This is a genomic window from Streptomyces sp. NPDC111744, assembly GCF_055634995.1.
The window spans coordinates 1-14,430 of record NZ_JBVKCG010000007.1 but is presented as its reverse complement, the minus strand read 5'-3'; the positions used below and the strand labels follow the sequence as shown (position 1 = coordinate 14,430).

Annotated in this window: 11 protein-coding genes and 3 pseudogenes; 11 read left to right on the top strand and 3 right to left on the bottom strand. The window is 70.3% G+C overall.

Annotated features, from left to right (window positions below; genetic code table 11):
- Positions 1 to 19: 19 nt before the first annotated feature.
- On the bottom strand, positions 20 to 472 hold the full coding sequence (locus ACZ7OO_RS17455) for a metallopeptidase family protein (RefSeq protein ID WP_471505960.1): 453 nt from the start codon (positions 470 to 472) through the stop codon (positions 20 to 22).
- A 329-nt stretch (positions 473 to 801) separates the two neighbouring features.
- On the opposite strand from ACZ7OO_RS17455, the gene ACZ7OO_RS17450 reads away from it, so the two are divergent.
- The 8 genes and pseudogenes from ACZ7OO_RS17450 to ACZ7OO_RS17415 all read left to right on the top strand — a co-directional run bounded on the left by ACZ7OO_RS17450 (position 802) and on the right by ACZ7OO_RS17415 (position 8,404).
- Positions 802 to 1,176: a DUF3499 domain-containing protein gene (locus tag ACZ7OO_RS17450; RefSeq protein ID WP_352225916.1), complete on the top strand. Its 375-nt coding sequence runs from the start codon at positions 802 to 804 to the stop codon at positions 1,174 to 1,176.
- Positions 1,177 to 1,297: 121 nt separating this feature from the next.
- Positions 1,298 to 1,816 (top strand): annotated as a pseudogene (locus ACZ7OO_RS17445) (L-lactate permease); the annotation flags it as partial.
- Positions 1,722 to 2,932 (top strand): annotated as a pseudogene (locus ACZ7OO_RS17440) (L-lactate permease). The pseudogenes ACZ7OO_RS17445 and ACZ7OO_RS17440, both read left to right, overlap by 95 nt.
- Positions 2,933 to 3,129: 197 nt before the next feature.
- Positions 3,130 to 4,494 carry a phosphomannomutase/phosphoglucomutase gene (locus ACZ7OO_RS17435; RefSeq protein WP_471505959.1) on the top strand — a complete coding sequence of 455 codons (1,365 nt, stop codon included), beginning with the start codon at positions 3,130 to 3,132 and terminating at the stop codon, positions 4,492 to 4,494.
- Between the two features lie 80 nt (positions 4,495 to 4,574).
- Entirely contained in the window at positions 4,575 to 4,745 is a 171-nt protein-coding gene (locus ACZ7OO_RS17430; RefSeq protein ID WP_020940431.1) for a Trm112 family protein, read from the top strand.
- Positions 4,746 to 4,812: 67 nt separating this feature from the next.
- Positions 4,813 to 5,940: an SIS domain-containing protein gene (locus tag ACZ7OO_RS17425; RefSeq protein ID WP_471505576.1), complete on the top strand. Its 1,128-nt coding sequence runs from the start codon at positions 4,813 to 4,815 to the stop codon at positions 5,938 to 5,940.
- A gap of 165 nt (positions 5,941 to 6,105) precedes the next feature.
- Positions 6,106 to 7,254 carry a mannose-6-phosphate isomerase, class I gene (gene manA, locus ACZ7OO_RS17420; protein WP_471505575.1) on the top strand — a complete coding sequence of 383 codons (1,149 nt, stop codon included), beginning with the start codon at positions 6,106 to 6,108 and terminating at the stop codon, positions 7,252 to 7,254.
- Between the two features lie 169 nt (positions 7,255 to 7,423).
- On the top strand, positions 7,424 to 8,404 hold the full coding sequence (locus ACZ7OO_RS17415) for a cation diffusion facilitator family transporter (RefSeq protein WP_471505574.1): 981 nt from the start codon (positions 7,424 to 7,426) through the stop codon (positions 8,402 to 8,404).
- A 193-nt stretch (positions 8,405 to 8,597) separates the two neighbouring features.
- On the opposite strand, the pseudogene ACZ7OO_RS17410 reads toward ACZ7OO_RS17415, so the two are convergent.
- Positions 8,598 to 9,018: pseudogene (locus ACZ7OO_RS17410) on the bottom strand (PTS fructose transporter subunit IIB); the annotation flags it as partial.
- Positions 9,019 to 9,485: 467 nt separating this feature from the next.
- Between ACZ7OO_RS17410 and ahcY the strand changes: the two are divergent.
- Positions 9,486 to 10,943, top strand: a complete 1,458-nt coding sequence (gene ahcY, locus ACZ7OO_RS17405; protein WP_471505573.1) for an adenosylhomocysteinase — start codon at positions 9,486 to 9,488, stop codon at positions 10,941 to 10,943.
- A gap of 220 nt (positions 10,944 to 11,163) precedes the next feature.
- Positions 11,164 to 11,781: a hypothetical protein gene (locus tag ACZ7OO_RS17400; protein WP_471505572.1), complete on the top strand. Its 618-nt coding sequence runs from the start codon at positions 11,164 to 11,166 to the stop codon at positions 11,779 to 11,781.
- A 20-nt stretch (positions 11,782 to 11,801) separates the two neighbouring features.
- Here ACZ7OO_RS17400 and ACZ7OO_RS17395 read toward each other — a convergent pair whose 3' ends face one another.
- Positions 11,802 to 12,848, bottom strand: coding sequence for an RDD family protein (locus tag ACZ7OO_RS17395; protein WP_471505571.1), 1,047 nt, complete (start codon positions 12,846 to 12,848; stop codon positions 11,802 to 11,804).
- A gap of 129 nt (positions 12,849 to 12,977) precedes the next feature.
- Here ACZ7OO_RS17395 and ACZ7OO_RS17390 point away from each other — a divergent pair, with 129 nt between their 5' ends.
- Positions 12,978 to 13,985, top strand: a complete 1,008-nt coding sequence (locus tag ACZ7OO_RS17390; protein WP_471505570.1) for a stage II sporulation protein M — start codon at positions 12,978 to 12,980, stop codon at positions 13,983 to 13,985.
- The last annotated feature ends 445 nt before the right edge of the window (positions 13,986 to 14,430 follow it).

The following is a 14,430-nucleotide window of genomic DNA, read 5'->3' as shown; positions in this document are numbered from 1 at the left end:
GCGCCGAATGGACCCCTGCTCACTCCTCGCCGTAGCGGGGGTCCACCGTCTCCGGGGTGAGCCCGAGCAGCTCGGCGACCTGCTCCACGACGACCTCGTGCACCAGCGCGGCCCGCTCGTCGCGCCCCTTGGTGCGGATCTCGACCGGCCGCCGGTACACCACCACGCGCGCCCGGCGTCCCTCGCGCGCGGGAATGATCCCGCCCAGCGGCACCGCCTCGTCGCTCCAGCTCTCGCCGTGCCGGTCCTGGAGCCGGGGCACTTCAAGGACCAGGAAGTCGATGTCGGCGAGCTGCGGCCAGCGCCGCTCCAGGCGCTCCACGGAGTCCTGCACCAGGTCCGCGAACACGTCGGCGCGACTCGCGGCCAGCGGCACCTGAGGTGGCGCGATCGGCCCGCGCATGCCCCGACCGTGGCGATCGCGTCGACGAGGCCCGGGGCCGGCGGCACGGGGCGGTACACGGTTGTCCATCACTGGTGAAGCGTAGTCCTCGCGGGCTCCGGGCGCGCCGCCCCACGACTCGACACCGCCCGGGGCGACATGTCGGAGGATGACCATTCCAGCCAAGGTTGGGCTCGATTCCATATCTCCACCAGACCGGCGAGCTCAAGGCGATTGACGGTGTTTGTACCGACTCGTGACCGGATGCGGTACTGCCCGGGATCCCGGACGGTGTCGTCCACGCAGGTCAGCGGGGCGTGTCCGGGGGGGCGTGTGGGGTGTTTCACAACACGACACGGTGGGGTGACCTGGGGGAGAGTCGTCGCGGCCCGCTCAAGAGTGCGGTACCGTCCAACGTCGTGAGCCCTGTACGTCGCTGTTCGCGAACCGCCTGCGGCCGACCCGCCGTCGCGACGCTGACGTACGTCTACGCCGACTCGACCGCGGTCCTCGGCCCGCTCGCCACCTACGCCGAACCCCACTGCTACGACCTGTGCGCCGAGCACTCCGAGCGCCTCACCGCCCCGCGCGGCTGGGAGGTCGTCCGGCTCCTCGACGCCTCGGCCCCCGCGCGCCCCAGCGGGGACGACCTGGAAGCGCTTGCCAACGCGGTGCGCGAGGCGGCCCGCCCCCAGGAGCGGGCGGCCGAGGCGGGCGGCGGCGGACGCGGCGCGGACCCGATGGAGGTCGCGCGACGCGGCCATCTGCGGGTGCTGCGGTCACCGGACAACTGAGCCGCTCCCTGCCGGTCGTTCCGGTTTCAATGCCGTTCGGTTCTCTCTGACGCACACCCATTGACGTGTCGTTTTCGCGGACACGACCATTCCGGATGACCGGCGTGAAATCGCTTTCCGCATGCCGGAATCCGGGGAGGCGCCCGTGTACGTCCAGGAACTGGAACCCGGCGCCGGCTCCCTGGGCCTGTCCGCCCTGGTGGCCGCCCTGCCCCTGGTCATCGTCCTGATCCTGCTCGGCGGTGTCCGTGAGAGCCCACCTCGCGGGCCTGACAAGCCTTCTGGCGGCCGTACTTGTCGCCCGCCTCGCTACGGCATGCCGCTCGGCCAGACTCTCTCCAGCGCCGCCCAGGGTGCCGCGTTCGGTCTGTTCCCCGTCCTGTGGATCGTCGTCAACGCCCTGTGGGTGTACCGGACGACGGTCCGCACCCGGCACTTCGACATCCTGCGCCGCTCGTTCGGGCGGCTCTCCGACGACCCGCGTATTCAGTCCCTGGTGATCGCCTTCTGCTTCGGCGCCCTCCTGTAGGCGCTGGCCGGATTCGGTGCCCCGGTCGCGATCTGCTCGGTCATGCTCGTCGCCCTCGGCTTCGACCCGGTGCGCGCGGCCGTGGTCTCCCTGGTCGCCAACACGGCCCCGGTCGCCTTCGGCGCGATGGGCACACCCGTGGTCACGCTCGCCCGAGTCACCGGACTGCCCTGGACTCGGTGGCCTCCGTGGTGGGCCGTCAGACCCCGTTGCCGGCCTTGGTGGTGCCCCTGGTGCTGGTCGGCCTCGTCGACGGCACGCGCGGGCTGCGGCAGACCTGGTGCCCGCTTTGGCGTGCGGAATCGCCTTCGCCGCAGCCCAGTTCGACGCCTCCAACTACCTCTCCGCCCAACTCGCCGACATCTGCGCCGCCCTGGCCGGCGCGGCCGCCCTGGTCGCCGTACCGCACGCGCGTGTGCCCGCCACCGAGGAGGTCGGCGCGGCCGTGCTCACGGGTGCCCGCCGCGCGGACCTCGACGAACCCGACCCGCGCCCCGAAGTCCTGCGCGCCTACGCCCCGTACGCCCTCATCGTCGTCGTCTGCTCCGTCGCCCGGATCCCGCCCGTCAAGGACTGGCTCGCACGGGCGAACCAGGTCTACGACTGGCCCTTCCTGGACGTCGTCAACCCGAAGGGCCAACCGGTCGGCGGAAATCCCTTCACCTGGCCGGTGGTGTCGACCGGCGGCACCGTCGTCCTGCTCGCCGGCATCGCCACGGCGGCCGTCCTGCGCGTGCACGCGCGCGTGGCGGTCACGGAGTGGGCGGCGACGGCAAGGGAGTTGAGGTTCGCGATCCTCACCGTGACATCCGTCCTCGCCCTCGCCTACGTATGAACCTCTCCGGACAGGCGGCCACCATCGGCCAGTTCGTGGCGGCGGCCGGCGCGGGCCTCGCCTTCCTGTCGCCGGTCCTCGGCTGGTTCGGCGTCGCGGTCTCCGGCTCCGACACCTCGGCCAACGCGCTCTTCGGCGCCCTTCAGGTGAGTGCCGCGCACGAGTCGGGACACTCACCGGAACTCCTGGCGGACGCCAACACCTCCGGCGGTGTGCTCGGCAAGATGATCTCCCCGCAGAACCTCACGATCGCCTGCGCGGCCGTCGGCCTGGCTGGCCGGGAGGGGGACCTGCTGCGCAGGGTGCTGCCGTGGAGCCTCGGACTGCTGCTGGTGATGTGCCTGATCGTGGTGGGGCAGAGTTCACCGGTGCTGGGGTGGATGCTGCCGTGACCGACTGCGCGGGGCTGACCGTGTCTGATCACGGTGGATCGCAAGGGACCGCCGCAGATCAGGGCAGGGAACCTGCTGGAAGCCCGCCGGGAGTCCGTCGGGGGATCGCTTGGGGGTCCCCTGGGGGATCCCGCCTCCGCCCCTTACCCGGGCCAGGTAGTTTGGGGCGACCGATAGGACTTCAGGAGGGTTGGCCCGTGGCTGCTGATCTGTCTCAGATCGTCAAGGCGTACGACGTGCGCGGGGTGGTTCCGGACCAGTGGGACGAGGCTCTCGCCGAACTGTTCGGCACCGCGTTCGTACAGGTGACCGACGCCGCCGCGATCGTCGTCGGCCATGACATGCGGCCCTCCTCGCCCGGTCTGTCCCGCGCCTTCGCGCGCGGTGCGGCGGCCCGTGGCGTCGACGTCACCGAGATCGGCCTGTGCTCGACCGACCAGCTGTACTACGCCTCGGGCGCACTCGGCCTGCCCGGCGCGATGTTCACGGCCTCGCACAACCCGGCGCAGTACAACGGCATCAAGATGTGCCGCGCGGGAGCCGCGCCGGTGGGTCAGGACACAGGCCTCGCGGAGATCCGGGCACTGGCGGAGCGCTGGCTGGAGACGGGCGCGCCCGAACCGGCCGAGACTCCGGGAACGATCACCTCCCGCGACACGTTGGCGGACTACGCGGCCCATCTGCTCTCGCTCGTGGACCTGACCTCCATCCGCCCCCTGAAGGTCGTGGTCGACGCGGGCAACGGCATGGGCGGCCACACGGTTCCGACCGTCTTCGACGGCCTGCCCCTGACCCTCGTCCCGATGTACTTCGAGTTGGACGGCACCTTCCCGAACCACGAGGCCAACCCGCTCGACCCCGCCAACATCGTGGACCTCCAGCAGCGCGTCCGCGACGAGTCGGCCGACCTCGGGCTGGCCTTCGACGGCGACGCCGACCGCTGCTTCGTCGTGGACGAGCGCGGCGAGCCGGTCTCCCCGTCGGCGATCACCGCCCTCGTGGCCGCGCGCGAACTGGCCCGCAACGGCGGCAAGGGCACGATCATCCACAATCTGATCACTTCCTGGACCGTCCCCGAGGTGGTGCGGGAGAACGGCGGCACCCCGGTCCGCACCCGCGTCGGCCACTCGTTCATCAAGGGCGAGATGGCGAAGTCCGGCGCGATCTTCGGCGGCGAGCACTCGGCCCACTACTACTTCAAGGACTTCTGGAACGCGGACACGGGCATGCTGGCCGCCCTGCACGTCCTCGCGGCCCTCGGCGGCCAGCGCGGCCCGCTGTCCTCTCTGGTTGCCCAGTACGACCGCTACACCGCCTCCGGCGAGATCAACTCCACGGTCGCCGACCAGAAGGCGAGCCTCGGGAAGATCCGCGCGACCTACGGGGACCGCGACGACATCACCGTGGACGACCTTGACGGGCTCACCGTCTCCGCCGCCGACTGGTGGTTCAACGTCCGCCCGTCCAACACGGAACCGCTGCTGCGCCTGAACGCGGAGGCGAGGGACCAGGCGACGATGACGAAGGTACGGGACGAGGTACTGGCGATCATCAGGGGCTGAGGTCGGCCCCGCCCGCCCCGGCGGCGGTAATCTGACCGAACGCGACCATCCCACTCCCCGAATCCCCGAAGGGAAACCCCATGCCGCTCGAAGCCGGCCTCCTGGAGATCCTCGCCTGCCCGGCCTGCCACGCCCCTCTCAAGGAGCAGGACGCCGAGCTGATCTGCACCGGTCAGGACTGCGGCCTGGCGTACCCCGTCCGCGACGGCATCCCCGTCCTCCTCGTCGACGAGGCCCGCCGCCCCGCGTAAACAGCACAGCCGCAACCGCAACCACAACCGCAAGGCACCAGGACCCCGGCAACCGGAGGCCGCTCCCATGCTCGACGAATCGCTGCTCGACACCCCGGAGGGCCTTGCCGAGGCCGACCGCCGAGGTCTGCTGCGCGGAGCGGCCGAGGCCGGCGCCCGCGTCCGTACCGCGGCCCGGCTCGCCATCGAGGCAGGCGTCAAGGAGCTGAAGCCGGACGGCCGCCCGCGTGCCGTCCTGATCGCGGGCCCCGGCGTCGCCGCCACCCACGCCGCGGACCTCCTCGGCTCGCTGGCCGGCCCCGGCAGTCCCGTCATCCGGCTGGCGCCCTCCGGCGTCGCCCCGGCCGCGGGCGCCCTGCGCTGGGAGCTGCCCGGCTGGGCCGGCTCCGTCGACCTGCTGCTGATCGCCACCCCGGACGGCACCGAACCCAGCCTCTCCCTCCTCGCCGACCAGGCCTACCGGCGCGGCTGCTCGGTCGCCGCCGTGGCCCCCGCCCAGACCCCGCTCGCCGAGGCGGTGGCCGGCGCCCACGGCCTGTTCGTACCGATGGCGACGGCACCCTACGACCACGGCGAGCCACTCGCCGGCTCCTCCCCGGGCGTCCTGTGGGCGCTGCTCACCCCGCTGCTGGTGCTTCTCGACCGCATCGGCCTGGTCACCGCCCCGCCGGACGACCTGGACAAGGTCGCCGACCGCCTGGACCGCGTCGCCGAGCGCTGCGGCCCGGCCATCGTGACCTACAGCAACCCCGCCAAGAACCTCGCCTCGGAACTCGCCGACGCGCTCCCGGTGGTCTGGACGGAGGGCGTCTCGGCCGGTCCCGCGGGCCGCCGCTTCGTCGCCGCCCTCGCCGAACTGGCCGGCCGTCCCGCCCTGGTCGCGGAACTCCCCGAGGCCCTGGCGGCCCACCACGCCCTGCTCGCCGGCCCGCTCGCTGCCAGCGCCGACCCCGACGACTTCTTCCGCGATCGCGTGGAGGAGGCTCCCGCGCTGCACGCGCACGTGGTGCTGCTGCGCGACCGCCCCCTCAGTGGCCTCACTGCCGCGGCCGCCGCCCGCGAGCTCGCCCTGGGCCACGGCACTCCGATCAGCGAGCTGGAACCCGAGGCGGGCGACGAGCTGGAGACCCTCGCGGAACTGATCGCCGTCACGGATTTCGCCGCCGTTTACCTGGCGCTCGCTTTGAGGGCCTGAGGTGGACACCGACACCGGGGCCGTCGTACGAAGGACGACCTGAAGGTCGTACAACAGGTGGACCGGTGGTCGAACACAAGGTGAACACGGCCGCCGTACACCGCTGTACGAGGCCGTGACCCGCGTCGTACGCAGACAGAACCGGCAGAGCGCAGAGAGAAGTACATGGACCGCCTCGACAACACCATCCGCCCCTACGCCTGGGGTTCCCCGACCGCCATCCCGCAGCTGCTCGGAGTCGAGCCGAGCGGCAAGCCGCAGGCGGAGATGTGGATGGGCGCGCACCCGGGCGCCCCGTCGCGTACCGCGCGCGGCACGCTCGTCGAGGTCATCGACGCGAACCCGAAGGCCGAGCTGGGCGAGGCGGCCGTGGCCAGGTTCGGCCCGCGTCTGCCCTTCCTGCTCAAGATCCTCGCCGCCGGCGCCCCGCTCTCCCTCCAGGTGCACCCCAACCTGGAGCAGGCCAGGGAGGGTTACGAGGACGAGGAGCGACGCGGCATCCCCGTTGATGCCCCGCACCGCAACTACAAGGACGCCAACCACAAGCCCGAACTGATCTGCGCCCTCACCGAGTTCGACGGCCTGTGCGGCTTCCGCGCCCCGGAGCAGGCCGCCGAACTCCTCGAAGCCCTCGGTGTCGACTCCCTCAAGCCGTATGTCGATCTGCTGCGCGCCCGCCCCGAGGAGGCGGCGCTGCGCGAGGTCCTCACCGCGATCCTCACCGCCGACCGCGAGGAGATGGCCCAGACGGTCGCCGAGACCGCCGCCTGCACCCGCCTCGGCGGTGACCACGCGCCCTATGCAGACCTCGCCCACCACTACCCGGGCGACCCCGGCGTGATCGCCGCGATGCTCCTCAACCACGTCCGTCTGCAGCCCGGCGAGGCACTCTTCCTCGGCGCCGGCATCCCGCACGCCTACCTCAACGGCCTCGGCGTCGAGATCATGGCCAACTCCGACAACGTCCTGCGCTGCGGCCTGACCCCCAAGCACGTCGACGTCCCCGAACTCCTGCGCGTCGTCCGCTTCGAGGCGGGCGACGCGGGCGTACTGCGTCCCGAGGCCGCCCCGGACGGCGAGGAGGTCTACGAGACGCCGATCGACGAGTTCCGGCTCTCCCGGTACGTCCTGCCCGAGGGCATCACCGCTCACGACCTGACCGTCCCGACCCCGCAGATCCTGCTCTGCACGGCCGGCGCGGTACGGGCGGGGGAGTACGACCTCACCCCCGGCCAGTCGGTGTTCGTCCCAGCAGGCGAAAAGGCGGAGGTCTCGGGCGCGGGCACGGTCTTCCGTGCGACGGTGATCGTCTGAAAGATCCGCGTTTCCGGATGAGTCCGATTGTCGTACCGGGGTTGTGGATACCTGAGGAGTCGCTCCCGGGCGGGCTGCAAGAATGACCCATCCGGCAAAGCACGGGCAAAGACGACTGCACGCCTGGACGGCGTAGACGGACGACGGCGAGAAGGGACAACGCGGACACATGAGCGCGTCAGGCGGCAACAGGGCGATCGTGGCGGCACTCGGCGCCAACCTCGCGATCGCGGCATCGAAGTTCGTGGCCTTCGCGTTCAGCGGCTCCTCGTCGATGCTCGCCGAGGGCGTCCACTCGGTCGCCGACTCCGGCAACCAGTTCCTGCTGCTCATCGGCGGCAAGAAGGCCCAACGCGAGGCGACCCCGCAACACCCCTTCGGCTACGGCCGCGAACGGTACATCTACGCCTTCCTCGTCTCGATCGTCCTCTTCTCGGTCGGCGGCATGTTCGCCATCTACGAGGGCTACGAGAAGATCAGCCACCCGCACAAGGTCGAACACTGGTACTGGCCGGTGGGCGTCCTGTTCTTCGCGATCATCGCCGAGGGCTTCTCCTTCCGCACGGCCATCAAGGAGTCCAACGAGCTGCGGGGCAAGCTGTCCTGGTCGCAGTTCATCCGCCGCGCCAAGGCCCCCGAGCTGCCGGTCGTCCTCCTGGAGGACTTCGGCGCCCTCATCGGCCTGGTCCTCGCCCTCGGCGGCGTCGGCCTCGCCCTGCTCACCGGCGACGGAGTCTGGGACGGCATCGGCACGGTCTGTATCGGTGTCCTGCTCGTCCTGATCGCCCTCGTCCTCGCCGCCGAGACCAAGTCGCTGCTCCTCGGCGAGGCCGCGGGCGTCGAAGAGGTCAAGAAGATCGAGGCCGCGATCGTCGACGGCGACACCGTCACCGGCATCATCCACATGCGCACCCTCCACCTCGGCCCCGAGGAACTGCTCGTCGCCGCCAAGATCGCCGTCCAGCACGACGACACCGCCGCCGAGGTCGCCAAGGCCATCAACGCCGCCGAGGCCCGCATCCGCGCCGCGGTCCCCATCGCCCGCGTGATCTACCTCGAACCCGACATCTACAGCGAGGCCGAGGCCGCCAAGGGCCCCGACCCGGAGGCCACCCCGGGCGGCCCGACCCCACACCCCGCCGGCCACTGAGCCCTCCCCGACCGACAGCCACGGGCCCGCTCTCCTACGAACACGAAGGAGAGCAGGGCCCGTCGCCGTCAGGCGCCCGTGGCCGTCAGACGCGCCCGTCGCCGTCGGACGCCCGCGGTGGCCGAGTCCGCTCGGGCCAGCCCGTTGTCAGCCCCGGCCCCGGTCCGGTCCCCGCTCTGGCTCAGCGCGCGCCGCTCCGCTCCTTGCCACCGCCCGCTGCCGAGTCCGCTACCACGCCTCCGGGCTGATGCACGGGCGCCACCGAACCCGCTCAATCAACTGCTCCGGTGCTCCGGATGCCGGATCCCCTCGGCCACCCCGACTTTGAGCACCCGCTTGCCCACGAAGCGACTCAGGTCCACGTCCTTGTCGGCGGCGACGATCACACCGTCCGCGATTCTGACATCGTTATCAGACAATGATTCTCGGCCCCGATGGAACTCTGTGTCTCCACCTTCATCTCGAAACCGTGCCTCTGGGCGGCCTGCGCGAGCTTTTCGGCGGCCACGTAGGTGTGCGCGATACCCGTCGGGCATGCGGTCACCGCCAGCAGCTTCAACTTCTTCGGCTCTCACCGTGACTGCCCGTGGGGGAGGGCCGGCCGGACCGGTCACGTCGATCTCCTAACGCCTTCGTCACACGGAGCGCCGTCCCGGACGCTCCGCGCGCTCGATCGGAACTCCCGATCGCCCTGCATCCTGCAACATCCGCACCCTGGCTCAAAGGTGCGAAAGTCCTGGTTGATCCCCTTCTGCTGGCTCCTGTTCACCCCCTCACGAAGATCCTCGCCACCCCTTCACATCCCACTCCGCCGACCGCACCGTTCCCCTCGAACGGCGTGAACTCTTCGGAGGTGGACTGGGGACGGCCCGGCTACCGGTGTAGCTTGGGACGGAGCCAGACGTCGCTGCTGATGGCGGTCGGGCGGTCCACACGGACCGGCCGAGGGAGAGAGGGCCTCCGACGGACTGCGCTGCGCGTACGTGGGCATGCCTGTGTCCTCTTCTCGGGCACCCCTGTGTCCGCCGCCGCGCAGACCAGCCGTAACCACCCTCGACCCGATACCGAGGAGCAGCTCGCAATGACGACTGTCGACAACCGACAGGACTTCAAGGTCGCCGACCTCTCCCTGGCCGACTTCGGCCGCAAGGAGATCACCCTCGCCGAGCACGAGATGCCCGGCCTGATGGCGATCCGCAAGGAGTACGCCGACGCGCAGCCGCTGGCCGGCGCCCGCGTCACCGGCTCCCTGCACATGACCGTGCAGACCGCCGTCCTGATCGAGACCCTGGTCGCCCTGGGCGCCCAGGTCCGTTGGGCGTCCTGCAACATCTTCTCCACCCAGGACCACGCGGCCGCCGCCATCGCCGTCGGCCCGAACGGCACGCCCGACAACCCGCAGGGCGTCCCGGTCTTCGCCTGGAAGGGCGAGACCCTCCAGGAGTACTGGTGGTGCACGGAGCAGGCGCTGACCTGGCCGGACAGCCCCACCGGCGGCCCCAACATGATCCTCGACGACGGCGGTGACGCCACCCTCCTCGTCCACAAGGGCGTCGAGTACGAGAAGGACGGCAAGGTCCCCGGCCTGGAGACCGCCGAGTCCGACGAGCACCGCGTCATCCTCGAACTCCTGCACCGCACCATCACGGACGGCTCGCAGAAGTGGACCCAGCTGGCGTCCGAGATCCGCGGCGTGACCGAGGAGACCACGACCGGCGTCCACCGCCTGTACGAGATGCAGCGGGACGGTGTCCTCCTGTTCCCGGCGATCAACGTCAACGACGCCGTCACCAAGTCGAAGTTCGACAACAAGTACGGCTGCCGCCACTCCCTGATCGACGGCATCAACCGCGCCACCGACGTCCTCATCGGCGGCAAGACCGCGGTCGTCTGCGGCTACGGCGACGTGGGCAAGGGCTGCGCGGAGTCCCTGCGCGGACAGGGCGCCCGCGTCATCGTCACCGAGATCGACCCGATCTGCGCCCTCCAGGCCGCGATGGACGGCTACCAGGTCACGACCCTCGACGAGGTCGTCGACAAGGCCGACATCTTCATCACCACGACCGGCAACAAGGACATCATCATGGCCTCGGACATGGCCAAGATGAAGCACCAGGCCATCGTCGGCAACATCGGCCACTTCGACAACGAGATCGACATGGCCGGCCTCGCCAGGATCCCCGGCATCGTCAAGGACGAGGTCAAGCCGCAGGTCCACACCTGGAAGTTCCCCGACGGCAAGGTGATCATCGTCCTCTCCGAGGGCCGCCTGCTGAACCTGGGCAACGCCACCGGTCACCCGTCGTTCGTGATGTCCAACTCCTTCGCGGACCAGACCCTGGCCCAGATCGAGCTGTTCACCAAGCCCGACGAGTACCCGGTCGGCGTATACACGCTGCCCAAGCACCTCGACGAGAAGGTCGCCCGCCTGCACCTGGACGCGCTCGGCGTGAAGCTCACGACGCTGCGCCCCGAGCAGGCCGCGTACATCGGCGTGGAGGTCGAGGGCCCGTACAAGTCGGACCACTACCGCTACTGAGGTACCGCTGCTGCGGTGCTTCAGCTGAGTTCGAGGCCCGCTCTCCGGGAGAGCACGCCAGCGCGCTGGCCCGCTCTCCCGGAGGCAGCCGCTCCGGTCCACCGAGGCAGGCCCCCGCACCCCCGTGTCGGGGGCCTGCCCCTTTGGCCCACCGGCCCCCCGCGCGGCCGTACCGCAGGACCGGGCACCGGACCGGCAACCGCTAAGACCCAGGACCCCTATGCCCCGCGGCCGTTATTCGCTCCACGATCCGCACGATCACACCCCCGTCGGCGAAGAACACTTCCAGTGCGCCCCCGGCCCCTCCGGCTGGCGTTATGTCTCCCAAGTGACCGCTCCCTCCGGTGGCCACAGCGGCTCGGTCGATCTCGCCCTCGATGACCTGGGCCGCCCCATCCGCCTCGAACTCCACACCGGGGGCTGGCGGGTGCGCGGCGCCGCCCTCGACGGCGTCACCTGGGTCCGCACGGACCCCACCGGCGCTCATGCCACCGAAGGCCATGTGCGCGCCCACGCCTTCACCGGCACGTCCCCCGCGTTTCTGGTCGCCACCGCCCGTCTCCTGCGCCTCACCCCTTCCGCCGCCGCGACCCGCGTACGCCTGGTGGCCTTCACGGACCCGGTCCTCGCCCCGCGCACCGTGGACCAGTCCTGGGCCTTGGTGAAAAGCGAAGCACACGCCACTGACAACGGCCCTCTGACCGTGGACGAATACCAGGTCACAGCCCTGGACACAGGGGAGCAGCACACCGTGCACCTCGCCGGCGACGTGGTCCTGGCGGCACCAGGAATCGAGCTGGAGGACCTGCGGTCGCCGCCGTCCGTCTTCGACGACTGACCCGGGCGCCGGGTTCGGGCCTAGGCCGGCGGTACGAACCCGGTGGAGGGCCGCTCGGCAGCTGGCGGAGTAGCGGTGGCGGGTGCGCCAGCCGGGGACTGCTCCACCGGCGGGGGATACGTCACACCCGGTGCCGGTGCCGGTGCCGGTGCCGGTGACCCGGGCCGGTACGGAGATGACGGAGGCGCGGGCGCCTGAGGAACTGGAGGGGCGTAACCCTGGGGCGCACTCGGCACCGGCACCGAGGGGCCGTACCCGTAGGGAACACCCGGCGTCGGCGGGGCGTAGGCGAACGGCGCACCGGGCTCCGAAGGGGCATGACCGGGGAAGGCCCGCCGAGCCTCGCGCGCCTGCCTCTCCTGCACCACCGCTGCCAGATACGCCGCCGCCGGAATGCCCTGCGGCGCCGGAGTCCCCGTCCGGGCCGCGAGGTCGGCCGCGAGCTGCTCGGCCATCGCCCAGGAGACCTGCGGATCGAGCTGCTGCATCCGCGTCAGGTACTGCCGAACGGCAAGCCACAACGCGTCCGGAACGGCCGACAGATCCAGCTCGGCGAAGCGTCCCGCCAGCCAGGGCGGAGGCGGCGGAACGAAACTGGTCTGCCCGACGGGCACCCGCTCACGTACGACCAGAGTCCCCGCGAACACATCCCCCAGCCGCCGTCCACGCGCGGAGACCAGCGAGGCGATACAGGCGACGACCCCGAACGTCACCAGAATCTCGACCACGCCGAGCGCACCCCGCACCAGCGCGTGCCGGAACCGGATGGGCCCGCCGTCATCGCGCACCACGCGCAGTCCGCACGCCATCTTCCCGAGCGAGCGCCCATGACTCAGCGTCTCCACCGCGATCGGCGCGCCCACCAGCAACAACAGGAAGGCGGCGACCGACAGTGCGAGCTGTGCGGCCTCGTCCAGCGAGGCCGTGGCCGCCACCAGGCCTATGGACACACCGATGTACACCGTCATGGCCACGACCAGGTCGAGCAGCACGGCCAACGCCCTGCTGGGCAGCCTCGCGGGACGCAGTTCGAGCGCCACCGCCTCACCCGTCACCAGCTCACTCACGCCCGCCGCCTTCCCTGGTCTGCCCTGTACAGCGCAAGTCTGCCAAGCTGAGAGCGCATCGCGCCGCAGTACGACAAGCTGACAGCTACGACAGACCGTCGACGACCAGCCGAGGAGCAGGCAGACCCGATGGACCTGGACGTCTTCGTCTCCGCACATCGAGCCGAGTGGGACCGTCTTGACGTGCTCCTGCGCCGCCAGCGGCGCCTCAACGGAGCCGAAGCCGACGAACTCGTCGCCCTCTACCAGCGCACCGCCACGCACCTCTCCCTGATCCAGTCCAGCGCACCCGACCCACAGCTCGTCGGTCGTCTCAGCCAACTCGTGGCGCGTGCGCGTAGTGCCGTGACAGGAACGCGCCGCGCCTCCTGGCGCGATGTCGCCCGCTTCCTGGGGCAGGGATTTCCGGCCGCCGTCTACCGATCCCGTCACTGGTGGGTCCCCACCGCGCTCATATCCACCGCCCTCGCGGTCCTCCTGGGCTGGTGGATCGGCACCCACCCGGACGTGCAGTCGACCATCGCCGCCCCCAGCCAGCTCCGTGAGCTGACCCGCCCCGGCGGTGAGTACGAGACCTACTACTCCAGCCATCCCGCGGCTTCGTTCGCTGCCCAGGTGTGGACGAACAACGCCAGGGCCGCCGCGATGTGCCTGGTCCTGGGCGTCTTTCTGGGCCTTCCGGTCCTCTACATCCTGTTCGAGAACATGCTCAACCTGGGCGTCGGCTTCGGCCTGATGTCCTCGGTCGGCCGTCTGGACGCCTTCCTGGGCCTGGTCCTTCCCCACGGGCTGCTCGAACTCACTGCGGTCTTCGTCGCGGCAGGTACCGGGCTCCGCCTCGGCTGGACCCTTGTCGACCCGGGCCCGCGCAGCCGCCGAACCGCTCTGGCCGAAGAGGGCCGGGCCGCCGTCGGCATGGCGATCGGGCTGGCCCTGGTTCTGTTCGTCTCCGGCGCCATTGAAGGCTTCGTCACCCCGTCCGGCCTGCCGACCTGGTCCCGCATCGGCATCGGAGTCGTCGCTGAGCTGGCCTTCCTCGCCTACGTTTTCGTCCTCGGCGGTCGTGCCGCACGTGCCGGCGAGACGGGAGACCTCGAGGAGAGCGAGCGCAGCGCGTTCGTCCCAACGGCCGCCTGATGTGCGGAGACCTCCCGCGAGCTGCTAGTCTCCTCTTCGCCCCGGAAGACCTGTTGACATGGGTCCGGCGGGGAGGTAGATTTAAACAGTTGCCTAGAACTGGACAGGTTCAGGGCTGATCGTTAAAATCGATCTGCTTCGTAACGGAGGGTTCTCTCCGAACATCGAAGCCATCCCCGATTTACTCAGAAATCGAGTGGCCGTCAGACCGGCCAAGAACTTCTGATAAAGTCGGAACACGCCGAAAGGGAGCCGGAAGGCAACCAAATAGGCAAAGGCCTTCCAACGGCTACTGGAAATGAATTCCGACCGGGAACGGAACGGAAAACGGATCTGGTAAGGTTGGAAACACCGAAGGGAAGCCCGGAGGAAAGCCCGAGAGGGTGAGTACAAAGGAAGCGACCGTTCCTTGAGAACTCAACAGCGTGCCAAAAGTCAACGCCAG

Excerpts from the sequence above, each read along its gene's own strand:
- ACZ7OO_RS17455 (WP_471505960.1), bottom strand. The coding sequence starts at position 472 with ATGGACAACCGTGTACCGCCCCGTGCCGCCGGCCCCGGGCCTCGTCGA.
- ACZ7OO_RS17430 (WP_020940431.1), top strand. The coding sequence starts at position 4,575 with ATGCCGCTCGAAGCCGGCCTCCTGGAGATCCTCGCCTGCCCGGCCTGC.
- ACZ7OO_RS17425 (WP_471505576.1), top strand. The coding sequence starts at position 4,813 with ATGCTCGACGAATCGCTGCTCGACACCCCGGAGGGCCTTGCCGAGGCC.
- manA (WP_471505575.1), top strand. The coding sequence starts at position 6,106 with ATGGACCGCCTCGACAACACCATCCGCCCCTACGCCTGGGGTTCCCCG.
- ACZ7OO_RS17415 (WP_471505574.1), top strand. The coding sequence starts at position 7,424 with ATGAGCGCGTCAGGCGGCAACAGGGCGATCGTGGCGGCACTCGGCGCC.
- ahcY (WP_471505573.1), top strand. The coding sequence starts at position 9,486 with ATGACGACTGTCGACAACCGACAGGACTTCAAGGTCGCCGACCTCTCC.
- ACZ7OO_RS17400 (WP_471505572.1), top strand. The coding sequence starts at position 11,164 with ATGCCCCGCGGCCGTTATTCGCTCCACGATCCGCACGATCACACCCCC.
- ACZ7OO_RS17390 (WP_471505570.1), top strand. The coding sequence starts at position 12,978 with ATGGACCTGGACGTCTTCGTCTCCGCACATCGAGCCGAGTGGGACCGT.